Annotated in this window: 13 protein-coding genes; 10 read left to right on the forward strand and 3 right to left on the reverse strand. The window is 51.8% G+C overall.

Annotated elements, in window-relative coordinates:
* Positions 1-325: 325 nt before the first annotated feature.
* The 8 genes from tig (at position 326) to fadM (ending at position 10,085) form a co-directional block, all read left to right on the forward strand.
* A complete protein-coding gene (gene tig, locus OGY72_RS01790) occupies positions 326-1,624 on the forward strand; it encodes a trigger factor (RefSeq protein ID WP_003021622.1) in 1,299 nt (432 codons plus the stop codon).
* Between the two features lie 247 nt (positions 1,625-1,871).
* A complete protein-coding gene (gene clpP / locus OGY72_RS01795; protein ID WP_003021624.1) occupies positions 1,872-2,495 on the forward strand; it encodes an ATP-dependent Clp endopeptidase proteolytic subunit ClpP in 624 nt (207 codons plus the stop codon).
* 126 nt (positions 2,496-2,621) lie between these two features.
* A complete protein-coding gene (clpX, locus tag OGY72_RS01800; RefSeq protein ID WP_003831013.1) occupies positions 2,622-3,896 on the forward strand; it encodes an ATP-dependent protease ATP-binding subunit ClpX in 1,275 nt (424 codons plus the stop codon).
* A 184-nt stretch (positions 3,897-4,080) separates the two neighbouring features.
* Positions 4,081-6,435: an endopeptidase La gene (gene lon, locus OGY72_RS01805; protein WP_003831014.1), complete on the forward strand. Its 2,355-nt coding sequence runs from the start codon at positions 4,081-4,083 to the stop codon at positions 6,433-6,435.
* 190 nt (positions 6,436-6,625) lie between these two features.
* Positions 6,626-6,916 carry a nucleoid-associated protein HU-beta gene (gene hupB, locus OGY72_RS01810; RefSeq protein WP_219352570.1) on the forward strand — a complete coding sequence of 97 codons (291 nt, stop codon included), beginning with the start codon at positions 6,626-6,628 and terminating at the stop codon, positions 6,914-6,916.
* Between the two features lie 268 nt (positions 6,917-7,184).
* Positions 7,185-9,059 carry a peptidylprolyl isomerase gene (gene ppiD, locus OGY72_RS01815; RefSeq protein ID WP_149384064.1) on the forward strand — a complete coding sequence of 625 codons (1,875 nt, stop codon included), beginning with the start codon at positions 7,185-7,187 and terminating at the stop codon, positions 9,057-9,059.
* Positions 9,060-9,205: 146 nt separating this feature from the next.
* The gene (locus OGY72_RS01820; protein WP_286546444.1) at positions 9,206-9,580 is read left to right on the forward strand and encodes a helix-hairpin-helix domain-containing protein; all 375 of its coding nucleotides are present in this window, start codon (positions 9,206-9,208) and stop codon (positions 9,578-9,580) included.
* 106 nt (positions 9,581-9,686) lie between these two features.
* Complete coding sequence (fadM, locus tag OGY72_RS01825; RefSeq protein ID WP_003021636.1) at positions 9,687-10,085, forward strand: long-chain acyl-CoA thioesterase FadM; 399 nt, start codon at positions 9,687-9,689, stop codon at positions 10,083-10,085.
* Between the two features lie 52 nt (positions 10,086-10,137).
* On the opposite strand, the gene queC is transcribed toward fadM, so the two are convergent.
* Positions 10,138-10,833 (reverse strand): 7-cyano-7-deazaguanine synthase QueC, encoded by a 696-nt coding sequence (gene queC, locus OGY72_RS01830; protein ID WP_286546445.1) that lies wholly within the window; start codon positions 10,831-10,833, stop codon positions 10,138-10,140.
* Between the two features lie 65 nt (positions 10,834-10,898).
* On the reverse strand, positions 10,899-12,599 hold the full coding sequence (locus tag OGY72_RS01835) for an SgrR family transcriptional regulator (RefSeq protein WP_166465385.1): 1,701 nt from the start codon (positions 12,597-12,599) through the stop codon (positions 10,899-10,901).
* A gap of 144 nt (positions 12,600-12,743) precedes the next feature.
* Here OGY72_RS01835 and cof point away from each other — a divergent pair, with 144 nt between their 5' ends.
* The gene (gene cof, locus OGY72_RS01840) at positions 12,744-13,562 is read left to right on the forward strand and encodes an HMP-PP phosphatase (protein WP_048235970.1); all 819 of its coding nucleotides are present in this window, start codon (positions 12,744-12,746) and stop codon (positions 13,560-13,562) included.
* 50 nt (positions 13,563-13,612) lie between these two features.
* Here cof and OGY72_RS01845 read toward each other — a convergent pair whose 3' ends face one another.
* On the reverse strand, positions 13,613-14,668 hold the full coding sequence (locus tag OGY72_RS01845; RefSeq protein WP_122984023.1) for a PLP-dependent cysteine synthase family protein: 1,056 nt from the start codon (positions 14,666-14,668) through the stop codon (positions 13,613-13,615).
* Positions 14,669-14,784: 116 nt separating this feature from the next.
* On the opposite strand from OGY72_RS01845, the gene decR reads away from it, so the two are divergent.
* Positions 14,785-15,243, forward strand: a complete 459-nt coding sequence (gene decR / locus OGY72_RS01850) for a DNA-binding transcriptional regulator DecR (RefSeq protein WP_003831023.1) — start codon at positions 14,785-14,787, stop codon at positions 15,241-15,243.
* Positions 15,244-15,274 lie beyond the last annotated feature (31 nt).

The raw sequence follows: 15,274 nt of genomic DNA on the forward strand, positions 1-15,274 counted from the left end.
GACGCTTTTCCAGTATGTTGCTACAGATTATGTGAAAACGGCCTGCGGGCCGTTTTGTTTTGTCTGAATTCTGGGGCAGTCGTACAGTATTCAGACAAAAATTAGCCGGGAATTGTGAAAAAAGCCGCAGCAACGCGCGATAACCGTTCTCGACTCATAAAAGTGATGCCGCTATAATGCGCGTCTTATTTTTCGGAATGTCTTCGGGATGATTCTGACGACAGGGAATGTGATTGCTTATGAGAACATCCCAGTTCCGCGAAGCCAACAACCTGTGCTTGCGGAGAAGAGTTGACCGAGCACTGTGATTTTTTGAGGTAACAAGATGCAAGTTTCAGTTGAAACCACTCAAGGCCTTGGCCGCCGTGTAACGATTACTATCGCTGCTGACAGCATCGAGACCGCTGTGAAAAGCGAGCTGGTCAACGTAGCGAAGAAAGTGCGTATTGACGGTTTCCGCAAAGGAAAAGTACCGATGAATGTTGTTGCTCAGCGTTATGGCGCGTCTGTTCGCCAGGACGTTCTGGGTGACCTGATGAGCCGCAACTTCGTTGACGCGATCATCAAAGAAAAAATCAATCCGGCTGGCGCACCGAACTACGTTCCGGGCGAATACAAACTGGGTGAAGATTTTACTTACGCGGTAGAGTTCGAAGTTTACCCGGAAGTTGAGCTGACTGGCCTGGAAGCAATCGAAGTTGAAAAACCGGTTGTTGAAGTTACCGACGCTGACGTTGACGTAATGCTGGACACCCTGCGCAAGCAGCAGGCTACCTGGAAAGACAAAGACGGCGCTGCTGATGCCGAAGACCGTGTAACCATCGACTTCACCGGTTCTGTAGACGGCGAAGAGTTCGAAGGCGGCAAAGCGTCTGACTTCGTACTGGCGATGGGCCAGGGTCGTATGATCCCGGGCTTTGAAGAAGGCGTTAAAGGCCACAAAGCTGGCGAAGAGTTCACTATCGACGTGACCTTCCCGGAAGAGTACCACGCTGAAAACCTGAAAGGTAAAGCTGCGAAGTTCGTTATCAACCTGAAGAAAGTTGAAGAACGCGAACTGCCGGAACTGACTGAAGAATTCATCAAACGTTTCGGCGTTGAAGATGGTTCCGTAGCAGGTCTGCGCGCTGAAGTCCGTAAAAACATGGAACGCGAGCTGAAAGGCGCTGTGCGTAACCGCGTTAAGTCTCAGGCGATCGAAGGTCTGGTAAAAGCTAACGACATCGACGTTCCGGCTGCACTGATCGACAGCGAAATCGACGTTCTGCGTCGTCAGGCTGCACAGCGTTTCGGTGGCAACGAGAAACAAGCTCTGGAACTGCCGCGTGAACTGTTCGAAGAACAGGCTAAGCGTCGCGTAGTTGTTGGTCTGCTGCTGGGCGAAGTGATTCGTACCAACGAACTGAAAGCTGACGAAGATCGCGTTAAAGGCCTGATCGAAGAGATGGCTTCTGCTTACGAAGATCCGAAAGAAGTTGTTGAGTTCTACAGCAAAAACAAAGAGCTGATGGACAACATGCGTAACGTCGCTCTGGAAGAGCAGGCTGTTGAAGCCGTTCTGGCGAAAGCGAAAGTGACTGAAAAAGCCACTTCCTTCAACGAACTGATGAACCAGCAGGCGTAATTCGTCGCTTTTTTAGCTCGAATTTCGTACGCAAGCCCGTCACCTTTTGGTGGCGGGTTTTTTTTTGTCACGCATTTTGCATGGGAAGAGTGCGAAAACAGCGTTTCAGTGTTAGCGTTACAACAAAAGATTGTTATGCTTGAATTATGGCGATGTCGTACCCATTACTGAGGGACTAGCTGATAATCCGTCCATAAGGTTACAATCAGCACAGCAGGTTTTTTCAAATTTTATCCAGGAGACGGAAATGTCATACAGCGGCGAACGAGATAACTTTGCACCCCATATGGCGCTGGTGCCGATGGTCATTGAACAGACCTCACGTGGTGAGCGCTCTTTTGATATCTATTCTCGTCTACTTAAGGAACGCGTCATTTTTCTGACCGGCCAGGTCGAAGACCATATGGCTAACCTGATCGTGGCGCAGATGCTGTTCCTGGAAGCAGAAAACCCAGAAAAAGATATCTACCTGTACATCAACTCCCCTGGTGGAGTGATCACTGCCGGGATGTCTATCTATGACACCATGCAGTTTATTAAGCCGGACGTCAGCACCATTTGTATGGGCCAGGCGGCCTCAATGGGTGCGTTCCTGCTGACCGCCGGGGCGAAAGGCAAACGTTTTTGCCTGCCTAACTCTCGCGTCATGATCCACCAGCCTCTGGGCGGTTACCAGGGCCAGGCAACGGATATTGAAATTCATGCCCGTGAAATCCTGAAGGTAAAAGGGCGCATGAACGAACTTATGGCGCATCATACGGGTCAATCTCTTGAGCAGATTGAACGTGATACCGAGCGCGATCGCTTCCTCTCCGCTTCTGAAGCGGTAGAGTACGGTCTGGTCGACTCGATTTTGACCCATCGTAATTAATGCCCAGTGCGCAGGTGTGCCGCTATAATTACCTGGAGCGGCACAACGCTGACTAGCGTCTTGCGCCTGAGAATGGCATTTGCGTCGTCGTGTGCGGCACAAAGAACAAAGAAGAGGTTTTGACCCATGACAGATAAACGCAAAGATGGCTCGGGCAAATTGTTGTACTGCTCTTTTTGCGGCAAAAGCCAGCATGAAGTGCGTAAGCTGATTGCCGGTCCATCCGTGTATATCTGCGACGAATGTGTTGATTTATGCAACGACATCATTCGCGAAGAGATTAAGGAAGTAGCACCGCACCGTGAACGCAGTGCGCTGCCGACGCCACATGAAATTCGCAACCACCTGGACGATTACGTTATCGGTCAGGAGCAGGCGAAGAAAGTGCTGGCGGTCGCGGTATACAACCATTACAAACGTCTGCGCAACGGCGACACCAGCAATGGTGTTGAGTTGGGCAAAAGTAACATCCTGCTGATTGGCCCGACGGGTTCCGGTAAAACGCTGCTGGCTGAAACGCTGGCGCGCCTGCTGGACGTTCCGTTCACCATGGCTGATGCCACCACGCTGACCGAAGCCGGTTATGTGGGTGAAGATGTTGAAAATATTATTCAGAAGCTGTTGCAGAAGTGCGATTACGACGTGCAGAAAGCACAGCGTGGGATCGTCTATATCGATGAGATCGACAAGATTTCACGTAAGTCTGATAACCCATCTATTACCCGTGACGTTTCCGGCGAAGGCGTACAGCAGGCGCTGTTGAAACTGATCGAAGGGACGGTTGCTGCCGTTCCGCCGCAGGGTGGTCGTAAACATCCTCAGCAGGAATTCCTGCAGGTTGATACCTCCAAGATCCTGTTTATCTGCGGTGGTGCCTTTGCCGGCCTGGATAAAGTGATTGCTAACCGTGTTGAAACCGGCTCCGGCATTGGTTTTGGCGCAACGGTAAAAGCGCAGTCTGATAAAGCCAGCGAAGGTGAACTGCTGTCGCAGGTTGAACCGGAAGATCTGATCAAGTTTGGTCTGATCCCTGAGTTCATCGGTCGTCTGCCGGTTGTGGCAACGCTGAGCGAGCTGAGCGAAGAAGCGTTGATCCAGATCCTCAAAGAGCCGAAAAACGCCCTGACCAAGCAGTACCAGGCGCTGTTCAATCTTGAAGGTGTCGATCTGGAATTCCGTGAGGAAGCGCTGGATGCGATCGCTAAGAAAGCGATGGCGCGTAAAACCGGTGCTCGTGGTCTGCGTTCTATCGTCGAAGCCGCGCTGCTCGACACCATGTACGATCTGCCTTCTATGGAAGACGTCGAAAAAGTGGTGATCGATGAGTCGGTGATTGGCGGTCAGAGCAAGCCATTGCTGATTTACGGTAAGCCGGAAGCGCAGCAGGCATCTGGCGAATAATTCATCAATTCATACAGACATTTAATTAAAAAGGGGGGATTTTATCTCCCCTTTTATTTTTCCGTAAACATGGCGTTGAATGTGTGGGAAACATCCCCATATACTGACATACATGTTAAAGGTGGTGTGAAGCACAGTCGTACCACCTGATTACCTGGCGGAAACTAAACTAAGAGAGAGCTCTATGAATCCTGAGCGTTCTGAACGCATTGAAATCCCCGTATTGCCGTTGCGCGATGTGGTGGTTTATCCGCACATGGTCATACCCTTATTTGTAGGGCGGGAAAAATCTATCCGTTGTCTGGAAGCGGCTATGGACCATGATAAAAAAATCATGCTGGTCGCACAGAAAGAAGCGTCAACGGATGAGCCGGGTGTAAACGATCTTTTCACCGTCGGGACCGTGGCCTCTATTTTGCAGATGCTGAAACTGCCTGACGGCACCGTAAAAGTGCTGGTCGAGGGGTTACAGCGTGCGCGTATTTCTGCGCTGTCTGACAACGGCGAGCATTTCTCTGCGAAAGCAGAGTACCTTGACTCGCCTGCTATTGATGAGCGCGAACAGGAAGTGCTGGTGCGTACCGCTATCAGCCAGTTCGAAGGCTATATCAAGCTGAACAAGAAAATTCCACCAGAAGTGCTGACGTCGCTGAACAGCATTGACGATCCTGCACGTCTGGCGGATACCATCGCTGCACACATGCCGCTGAAGCTGGCTGACAAGCAGTCCGTGCTGGAGATGTCCGACGTTAACGAACGTCTGGAATATCTGATGGCGATGATGGAGTCTGAAATCGATCTGCTGCAGGTTGAGAAACGCATTCGCAACCGCGTGAAAAAGCAGATGGAAAAATCTCAGCGCGAGTACTATCTGAACGAGCAGATGAAAGCTATTCAGAAAGAACTCGGTGAGATGGACGATGCACCGGACGAAAACGAAGCGTTGAAGCGTAAAATCGACGCGGCGAAAATGCCGAAAGAGGCAAAAGAGAAAGCGGAAGCAGAGCTGCAGAAGCTGAAAATGATGTCTCCTATGTCGGCGGAAGCGACCGTGGTGCGTGGCTACATCGACTGGATGGTACAGGTGCCGTGGAATGCGCGTAGCAAGGTCAAAAAAGACCTACGTCAGGCGCAGGAAATCCTCGATACCGACCATTATGGTCTGGAGCGCGTCAAAGACCGTATTCTTGAGTATCTCGCGGTTCAAAGCCGTGTAAATAAAATCAAGGGGCCGATCCTGTGTCTGGTTGGACCGCCGGGGGTAGGTAAAACCTCTCTGGGGCAGTCCATCGCTAAGGCAACTGGGCGTAAATACATCCGTATGGCGCTGGGCGGCGTGCGTGATGAAGCCGAAATTCGCGGTCACCGCCGGACCTATATCGGTTCTATGCCGGGTAAACTGATCCAGAAAATGGCCAAAGTGGGCGTTAAAAACCCGCTGTTCCTGCTTGATGAGATCGACAAAATGTCTTCCGACATGCGTGGCGATCCGGCTTCCGCACTGCTCGAAGTGCTGGATCCAGAGCAGAACGTGGCGTTCAGCGATCACTACCTGGAAGTGGACTACGATCTCAGCGATGTGATGTTTGTTGCGACCTCTAACTCCATGAATATTCCGGCACCGTTGCTGGATCGTATGGAAGTGATCCGTCTGTCCGGTTATACCGAAGACGAAAAGCTGAACATTGCCAAACGTCACCTGTTGCCGAAACAGATTGAGCGTAATGCGCTGAAAAAAGGTGAGCTGACGGTCGACGATAGCGCCATTGTGGGCATTATTCGTTACTACACTCGTGAAGCAGGCGTGCGTAGTCTGGAACGTGAAATCTCTAAACTGTGCCGTAAAGCGGTGAAACAGCTGCTGCTGGATAAATCGCTGAAACATATTGAGATCAATGGCGACAACCTGCACGACTATCTGGGTGTACAGCGCTTTGACTATGGCCGCGCGGACAACGAAAACCGCGTTGGTCAGGTGACGGGTCTGGCGTGGACGGAAGTTGGCGGCGATCTGCTGACTATCGAAACCGCCTGCGTACCGGGTAAAGGTAAGTTGACCTACACCGGTTCTCTGGGTGAAGTCATGCAGGAGTCGATTCAGGCTGCGCTGACTGTGGTGCGCGCGCGTGCGGAAAAACTGGGTATTAACCCGGACTTTTACGAAAAACGCGACATCCACGTTCACGTACCTGAAGGGGCGACGCCGAAAGACGGTCCAAGTGCGGGTATTGCTATGTGTACTGCGCTGGTGTCTTGTCTTACCGGTAACCCAGTTCGCGCCGACGTAGCGATGACGGGTGAGATCACCCTGCGTGGTCAGGTTCTGCCTATCGGTGGTTTGAAAGAAAAACTGCTGGCGGCACACCGTGGCGGCATTAAGACGGTCTTAATTCCCGATGAGAACAAACGTGACCTGGAAGAGATTCCGGACAACGTAATTGCCGATCTTAATATTCACCCGGTGAAACGTATTGAGGAAGTTCTGACTCTTGCGTTGCAAAATGAACCCTCTGGAATGCAGGTTGTGACGGCAAAATAGTGACCTCGCGCAAAGAGCATTAATAAAAACAGGGCTGGCAGGCCATTTCGGGCTTGCCAGCCTTTTTTTGTATAGCTAATTTAGATAACGGATTAGGCTTGCCATCATTAACGGGTGTTGTAAGGGCATGGCAGGCCTGATATAACTGCTGCGCGGTCGCACTTTGAAGGATTCAGGTGCGATATAAATTATAAAGAGGAAGAGAAGAGTGAATAAATCTCAACTGATCGACAAAATTGCTGCAGGGGCTGATATCTCTAAAGCTGCGGCTGGACGTGCGTTAGATGCAATTATTGCTTCTGTTACCGAATCTCTGAAAGAAGGTGATGACGTAGCGCTGGTAGGTTTTGGTACTTTTGCCGTTAAAGAGCGTGCTGCCCGTACTGGTCGCAACCCGCAAACAGGTAAAGAGATCACCATCGCCGCGGCTAAAGTACCGGGCTTCCGTGCAGGTAAAGCACTGAAAGACGCGGTAAACTAAGTGATTTCCCCTTTGGGGATGTGACGAAGTACAAGGGCGCATCGACTGATGTGCCTTTTTTATTTGTAATTCCGGTACTTTCTACGCGTTGTGGGCTGACAATTGCCCCTGTTTCTTGTCACAATAGACCTTTGTGCGCAGCGTTCAGGAAACGCTATGCTGCGTGAAGCATATATACTCAAAATCCTTGTTGCCGTTGTTGTCATCAACGCGGGGGCAGCATAGAGGATAACGCGTATAGTCATCTACAGCGGAGTGTGGTTACACCATGATGGACAGCTTACGCACGGCTGCTAACAGTCTCGTGCTCAAGATTATTTTCGGTATCATTATCGTGTCGTTCATTTTGACCGGCGTGAGTGGTTACCTGATTGGCGGGGGCAATAACTTCGCCGCCAAAGTGAATGGCCAGGAGATCAGCCGCGGGCAGTTCGAGAATGCGTTCAACAGCGAACGTAACCGCATGCAGCAACAGCTGGGCGATCAATACTCCGAGCTGGCCGCGAACGAAGGTTATATGAAAACGCTGCGTCAGCAGGTGCTGAATCGTCTTGTTGACGAAGCGCTGCTGGATCAGTATTCCCGCGAGCTTAAGCTCAACATCAGCGACGATCAGGTTAAACAGGCCATTTTCGCCACGCCTGCGTTCCAGGTGGACGGCAAGTTTGATAACAACCGCTACAACGCGATTGTCAATCAAATGGGAATGACTGCAGACCAGTACGCACAGGCATTACGTAATCAGCTCACGACACAGCAGCTGATTAACGGTGTTGCCGGTACGGACTTCATGCTGAAAGGCGAAACGGATGAACTGGCGGCGCTGGTCGCACAGCAGCGTATCGTGCGCGAGGCGACGATTGACGTTAACGCACTGGCCGCGAAGCAGTCTGTTACCGAGCAGGAAGTTGCCAGCTACTACGAGCAGAATAAAAACAACTTTATGACGCCGGAACAGTTCCGCGTGAGCTACATCAAGCTGGACGCTGCTGCTATGCAGGAGACGGCCAGCGATGCTGATATTCAGTCTTACTATGACCAGCATCAGGATCAGTTCACTCAGCCGCAGCGTAACCGCTACAGCATCATTCAGACCAAAACGGAAGATGAAGCCAAAGCGGTACTGGATGAGCTGAACAAAGGCGGTGACTTCGCTGCGCTGGCGAAAGAAAAATCTGCCGATATCATCTCTGCTCGTAAAGGCGGTGATATGGGATGGCTGGAAGATTCCACTACCCCGGATGAGCTGAAAAATGCTGGTCTGAAAGAAAAAGGCCAACTGTCTGGCGTAATTAAGTCTTCCGTTGGTTTCCTCGTTGCGCGTCTTGACGACGTACAGCCTGCGCAAGTTAAACCGCTGAGCGAAGCCCGTGACGAGATTGCGGCAAAAGTGAAGCAGGAAAAAGCGCTGGATGCCTACTATGCGCTGCAGCAGAAAGTCAGCGACGCGGCCAGCAACGATAACGAATCTCTGGCGGGTGCAGAGCAGGCTGCGGGTATGAAAGCGGTTGAAACGGGCTGGTTTAGCCGTGACAGCCTGCCGGAAGAACTGAATTTCAAACCGGTCGCTGACATTATTTTCAATGGTGGTCTGGTTGGCGAAAACGGTACGCCTGGCAGTAACTCCGACATCATCACCGTGGATGGCGATCGCGCGTTTGTACTGCGTATTGCAGAGCACAAAGCCGAAGCCGTGAAGCCACTGGCTGAAGTGAAAGATCAGGTAACTGCGCTTGTTAAGCACAATAAAGCAGAGCAGCAGGCGAAGCTTGATGCCGATAAACTGCTGGCTGATCTGAAAGCCGGTAAAGGCGATGAAGCGATGAAAGCGGCGGGTCTGAGCTTTGGCGAGGCGAAAACGCTGAGCCGTACGGGTCAGGATCCGCTGAGCCAGGCTGCCTTTGGTCTGAGCCTGCCGGCGAAAGACAAACCGAGCTACGGCGTCGCGAACGACATGCAGGGTAACGTTGTTCTGTTGGCGTTGGACGAGGTGAAAGCTGGTTCTATGCCTGAAGCGCAGAAGAAAGCGATGGTTCAGGGGATCACTCAGAACAACGCGCAGATTGTCTTCGAAGCGCTGATGAGCAACCTGCGTAAAGCCGCAAAAATTAAAATCGGTGATGCGCTGGAACAGCAGCAATAACCGAGGCAGTTCGCAAAAAATTGCAAAAAATTGTATCTACCAAAGGCCGCTTTCGCGGCCTTTTCCATTTCTGATATTTGCCGTTTGTCTGCCGTTCTGCACCTCGCTATCGTGATTCCACTGTTAACAAACAAGGAGAAAACAGTATGAAACATGGAATCAAAGCCCTGCTTATCACTCTTTCATTGACCTGCGCTGGTATGGCCCAAACCGCATTGGCGGCTGAACCTGTCGCCAAAAGCCAGGCGACGCAAACCAAAGCGGAAAACTCAGGGGTGGCACAGAGCAAAGCCACACTGCCCGCTAAAGCAAGCGACGATGAAGGCACCAGGGTAAGCATCAATAGCGCTTCTGCGGAGGATTTAGCGCGAGTCATGAATGGCGTGGGTCTAAAGAAAGCGCAGGCGATTGTGAGCTATCGTGAGGAGTACGGGCCGTTTAAAACGGTGGACGATTTAAAACAGGTGCCGGGCATGGGTAGTTCGCTGGTTGAGCGTAACCTGGCAGTTTTAACACTTTAATAACTTGCAGAGCGCTGAAAGTTTGCCAGACTGTAGAGGTCATACCAGTTATGACCTCTTTACCCTAAAGTCTGTTCCTATAAAAACAACGTAAGGCCCCTGCGCTATGCAAACACAAATCAAAGTTCGTGGTTTTCATCTTGATGTCTATCAGCACGTTAACAATGCCCGCTATCTGGAGTTTCTGGAAGAAGCCCGCTGGGATGGTCTGGAAAACAGCGACAGCTTTCAGTGGATGACCGCACACAACATCGCTTTTGTGGTCGTGAATATTAATATCAACTACCGCCGTCCCGCGGTGCTGAGCGACCTGCTGACCATCACCAGTCAGGTTCAACAGTTAAATGGCAAAAGTGGCGTGTTAAACCAGACCATTACCCTGGAGCCGGAAGGGCAGGTGGTGGCAGACGCGCTGATTACGTTCGTCTGTATTGATTTGAAAACGCAAAAAGCGCTGCCGCTGGAAGGGGAGTTACGGGAAAAACTGGAGCAGATGGTGCAGTAGTGGCATTGAGTACCTGTAGGCCGGATAAGCAAAGCGCCATCCGGCAATACAATCACTTTAACCCGGTTTTCTGCTTCATTGCCGCCATCACTGCCGGTTTATCCGCCAGATAATGGTTCAGGCCGTTGGCACGCAGATTACACGCCGCACAGTGACCGCAACCGTCACCTTTGATGCCGTTATAGCAGGTCAGCGTTTCTTCGCGTACCAGGTCCAGCTTGCCCCAATAATCGGCCAGTGCCCAGGTTTCGGCTTTATCGATCCACATCAGTGGGGTTTCAAAGCGAATATCTTTCGCCATCCCCAAGCTTACAGCATAGTTCAGGGCTTTAACGAACTCATCGCGACAGTCCGGATAGCCGGAGAAATCGGTCTCACAAACGCCGGTAATGACCGCTTCTGCCTGCACCTGGTACGCGTAAATTGCTGCCAGCGTTAAGAACAGAATATTGCGTCCTGGCACAAAGGTATTGGGAATGCCGTTCGCATCCGGTTCGTAATCGGGTACCGGAATGTTATCGCGGGTCAGGCTGCTGACAGCCAGTTCACTGAGCAATGTGACATCAAGTACTTTGTGCGCCCGCGCGCCAAGTTTTAAGGCCAGGTCACGTGCGACATCAATCTCAGCGCGATGGCGCTGACCATAATCAAAGGTCACGCAGTGCACTTCATCATACTGATACAGCGCTTGCGCCAGACAAGTCGTGGAGTCCTGACCTCCACTGAATACAACAACGGCACGTTTCATGGCTTTTCCTGACAAAATAACGAAGCCCTTATGGTAGCGCCTGGACGTGCCGTCGACCAGCTTCTTCACACTGAAGGAGGTGGCAGCCAGGCTTCGGTAAACTCGAACCAGCCACGAGGATTCAGGCGTACGCCGTTCACGCCCGGTGGCGCGCTGATGCGATAGTGATAATTGAACAGTGGGGTCAGGGTAGCGTCATGCATTAGCGTGGCGAAAACTTGTTGTAAAGCAGCGTGGCGATCGTCCTCATCGGCCTGGATTTGAAGGGCATCCAGGGTCGTTTGCAAATGTGTGTATGCTGGCGCATTCAATACATGTGACCAGAGCTGATCGCAGCGCAACCACTGTTCGAGAGTATATTCAGGTGCCTCACCAATCAGCCTGTCGCCCATCATCAGGTCGGCCTGGGCTAAGGGATGATCGCCATCCCAGTTTTTAGCATTATGAAAAATAAGCGTTAATTCACAGCCGAGCAGCGCCAGCGCCTGGCGAAGCTGTTCAGCCATAGCGTGAAGTTCTACCGGCAGGTGATAAGCCAGCGTCAGCTTTTCCGGTAATGCCACCTCATCGAGTTCATCCCATTGTGGGATAGTCCATCCGGGGAGCAGTGCATTGCTTGGCGTGATCAGATTTTCATCCACTTCAAGCGTTTGTAGCAGGGAAGAACGGTGGATGATATTGATCAGTCTACGGGCCTGCTGCGTATTCAGGTGCGCGCTTTTTCTGAGCGTGAGATAGCAAAAACCAAGACTGATCCCGCTGCTTACCTGGCTTAGCATAGGCAACTCTTCGGGTTTACCAATCGCAATTTGCACCGGATGGCGACAGCTGGTGCCCAGATCCTGGGAGAAGAGCTGTGGGGTTATCCAGTATTCAATGGCTTTTAGCAGCGGATGACTCAGATGGTAGTGATCATGGCTCTCGATACGCACCAGCTCAGGAGTAAACAGCGTCAACCGGAACGGGCCGGTACCCACAAACGGGTGCTCAGGATGCGCCAGGTGACTGCTGTAGCTTGCCAGACGGTGCGCCAGCCAGAAGTCGGGACGATGCAGAATAAAGGTCAGACACTGGGGATGCGTCACCTCAATGCGCTTTACGCTGATAAACAGCTTATTCAGCGCGGGGAGTTCTAACAGCTTCAGCAACTGCTGATGTAGCTGTGAGCTGCTTACCGTATCACCGTTATGCCAATGCAGGGTGGAACGAATATAGAAATCCCAGCGCAGGCCGTCAGCGGAAATATTCCAGTGGTGGGCTAAGTCTCCACAAGGACGTTGCGTAGTGCTGTCAAACCGGGTCAGGCCAGAGAAAACTTGTCCGGCGAGGTGTTGCTCCGCGCGACCAGGGAGAAAACCGGGGTGCAAGGGGTCGAGCGGGCGGTAATAGGGGATACGTAGGGTTGGCGTGTCGTTTTGCCACTGACCGCCCATAAACGGTTGTAGCAGTGTTCTTAATTCGCCCGGAGCCAACTGAGCCAGTTCCAGTACGCTAAGCTGCTCTCCCTTTTGCAGCGCCTGTTCCATCATGGTGTTGCGCAGTGAATCTGGCGTCACTAAAAACCGCAGTTGCCCGCGTTTCCCGCGCCCCGACTGGGCATGCCACTCCAGCCAGCCCGCATCCTGCGCTTGCTTTAGCAGGGTACGCACATGGCGTTCGCTACAAAAACAGCGTTCGGCCAGTTCCCCGACGGTCACCGACTGCGGTTCGCCGTTCGAGGGCAGCCACAGGCGTTGGTACTGGTTCAGGCGATTAAGCAGACGCATTGATACTTTTTCCTTCAGGATGTCCGTTAACGGTTTATGCGTAGAGAAACCCGGAACAATTCATTTTATCTATTCACTATTACTTCCGTATATCTCAGGTGATACTGGATCACAAGTTAACCGCGTCAAAGTGTGGAGAAAGAAATGGCTCGTCTGGCTGCATTTGATATGGATGGCACCCTTTTGATGCCGAATCACCATTTAGGTGACGAAACGCTTTCAACGCTGTCGCGCCTGCGTGAACGCGATATTACTCTGACATTTGCTACCGGCCGACATGTGCTTGAGATGCGCCATATTTTAGGCTCGATCTCACTGGACGCCTTTTTGATCACGGGTAATGGCACGCGTATTCACTCTCTTGAGGGCGATGTGTTACACCGTCAGGATCTGGATCCGAATGTCGCGGATATTGTGTTGCATCAGAAGTGGGACACTACCGCCAGCATGCATGTCTTTAATGACAACGGTTGGTTCACCGGACAAGAGATCCCCTCGCTGCTGCAGGCGCATGTGTATAGTGGATTTCGCTACCAGATCGTCGATGTAAAACGTATTCCGGCGCATCAGGTCACGAAAGTCTGTTTCTGCGGCGATCATGACTCTTTGATCCAATTGCGAATTCAACTGAATGAAGCGCTGGGTGAACAGGCGAATCTCTGTTTTTCCGCGTTTGATTGCCTTGAGGTGCTGCCGCTGGGCTGTAATAAAGGATCGGCATTGGCGGTGTTGAGCGACCATTTAGGTTATTCAATGGCCGAGTGTATGGCGTTTGGCGATGCTATGAACGATCGCGAAATGTTAGGCAGCGTTGGGCGCGGCCTGATTATGGGTAACGCGATGCCGCAACTGATTGCTGAACTGCCTCATTTATCGGTGATTGGGCATTGCCGTAATCAGGCAGTGTCACACTTTTTGACGCATTGGCTGGACAATCCACATCTACCTTATTCCCCCGAATGAGAGATCCCTTCCAGCAAGCCAGACTTCGCGTCTGGCTTTTTTTTATCCCATTAATGGGTGTTCAGTAGTCGGGCGAGCTCCGCTTTCCACGGCGTTAAATCACCGATGTGCGCATCGACCCACTGAGGGTTGTAGTAGGTTTCCAGATAGCGTTCGCCGCTGTCACACAACAGCGTCACCAGTGAGCCGCTTTCTCCGGCATCGCGCATACGGGCGGCAAGTTGCAGCGTTCCCCACATATTGGTACCCGTAGAGGCGCCGACTTTACGGCCCAACTGCGTTTCCAGCCAGTGTGCGGTGGCCACGCTTGCGGCATCCGGCACGCGCAGCATTTCATCGACCACGTCAGGAATGAAAGACGGTTCGACACGCGGGCGGCCAATGCCTTCAATTTTACTTCCTACCGGACTGCGTAACGTGGCATCGCGATCCTGCCAGAAGGGCAGAAAGACCGAGTTTTCCGGGTCCACTACCATCAGTTGAGTGTCGTAGCCCTGACAACGGATATAGCGGCCAATGGTTGCTGAGGTGCCACCGGTTCCGGCGCTCATCACAATATGGCGGGGAACGGGGTTGGGCTCGCACTGCATCTGACGAAAGATGCTGTCGGCGATATTATTATTGCCGCGCCAGTCGGTGGCGCGCTCAGCGTAAGTGAACTGGTCCATGTAATGACCGTTCAGCTCACGCGCCAGTTGCTCAGAGGCCGCATAGATTTCGCAGGCGCTTTCCACGAAATGACAGCGACCGCCGTAAAATTCAATCTGTTCAACCTTACGTTTTGCCGTACAGGAAGGCATGACGGCAATAAATGGCAACCCTAACAGTCGAGCGAAATAAGCCTCAGAGACCGCCGTTGAACCGGACGATGATTCAATGATGGTGGTGCCTTCTTTGATCCAGCCATTGCACAATCCGTACAGAAACAGTGAGCGCGCCAGACGATGCTTCAGACTCCCGGTCGGATGCGTGCTCTCATCTTTTAAATAGAGCTGAATGCCCGGGAACGCCGGTAGCGACAGGCGAATGAGATGCGTATCCGCAGAACGCTGATAATCCGCGTTGATTTCATTGATGGCGTTTTTAACCCAGGAGCTATTCATCATTAATAGATATCCATTTGTCATTTTGTGCCCAGAATAGCGAAAAGCACGGAAAAAATTGTTGCCATTTAGCCTTTAAAATAGAATGTAAGGAGAAAATTCTTCTCTGTGGAGTGGATATGTTAGACAAAATTGACCGCAAGCTACTCGGCTTGCTGCAACAGGACTGCACCCTTTCTTTGCAGGCATTAGCAGATGCCGTTAATCTGACTACCACCCCCTGCTGGAAACGTCTCAAACGACTTGAGGATGACGGTATCCTGCTGGGCAGAGTCGCCCTGTTGGATCCAGAAAAACTGGGGCTGGGACTCACCGCGTTTGTGCTGATCAAAACTCAGCATCACAGCAGCGAATGGTATTGCCGCTTTGTCACTGAAGTGACCGGAATGCCCGAGGTTCTGGGGTTCTGGCGTATGGCAGGGGAGTATGACTACCTGATGCGAGTGCAGGTTGCTGATATGAAAAGCTATGATGAATTCTATAAGCGCCTGGTGAATAGCGTACCGGGCCTGTCTGACGTCACCTCCAGCTTTGCCATGGAACAGATTAAATACACAACTGCTCTACCTATTGAATAATTCTCCCGGCGCTTATTGCCGGAAATCTTGT

Origin of the sequence: Citrobacter sp. Cpo221 (assembly GCF_030332345.1) — a bacterium.
Classification (GTDB): Bacteria; Pseudomonadota; Gammaproteobacteria; order Enterobacterales; family Enterobacteriaceae; genus Citrobacter; species Citrobacter portucalensis.

What these genes read in the sequence shown, in the direction of transcription:
- tig (WP_003021622.1), top strand. Translation starts at nt 326, where the DNA reads ATGCAAGTTTCAGTTGAAACCACTCAAGGCCTTGGCCGCCGTGTAACG.
- clpP (WP_003021624.1), top strand. Translation starts at nt 1,872, where the DNA reads ATGTCATACAGCGGCGAACGAGATAACTTTGCACCCCATATGGCGCTG.
- clpX (WP_003831013.1), top strand. Translation starts at nt 2,622, where the DNA reads ATGACAGATAAACGCAAAGATGGCTCGGGCAAATTGTTGTACTGCTCT.
- lon (WP_003831014.1), top strand. Translation starts at nt 4,081, where the DNA reads ATGAATCCTGAGCGTTCTGAACGCATTGAAATCCCCGTATTGCCGTTG.
- ppiD (WP_149384064.1), top strand. Translation starts at nt 7,185, where the DNA reads ATGATGGACAGCTTACGCACGGCTGCTAACAGTCTCGTGCTCAAGATT.
- OGY72_RS01820 (WP_286546444.1), top strand. Translation starts at nt 9,206, where the DNA reads ATGAAACATGGAATCAAAGCCCTGCTTATCACTCTTTCATTGACCTGC.
- fadM (WP_003021636.1), top strand. Translation starts at nt 9,687, where the DNA reads ATGCAAACACAAATCAAAGTTCGTGGTTTTCATCTTGATGTCTATCAG.
- queC (WP_286546445.1), bottom strand. Translation starts at nt 10,833, where the DNA reads ATGAAACGTGCCGTTGTTGTATTCAGTGGAGGTCAGGACTCCACGACT.
- OGY72_RS01835 (WP_166465385.1), bottom strand. Translation starts at nt 12,599, where the DNA reads ATGCGTCTGCTTAATCGCCTGAACCAGTACCAACGCCTGTGGCTGCCC.
- cof (WP_048235970.1), top strand. Translation starts at nt 12,744, where the DNA reads ATGGCTCGTCTGGCTGCATTTGATATGGATGGCACCCTTTTGATGCCG.
- OGY72_RS01845 (WP_122984023.1), bottom strand. Translation starts at nt 14,668, where the DNA reads ATGATGAATAGCTCCTGGGTTAAAAACGCCATCAATGAAATCAACGCG.
- decR (WP_003831023.1), top strand. Translation starts at nt 14,785, where the DNA reads ATGTTAGACAAAATTGACCGCAAGCTACTCGGCTTGCTGCAACAGGAC.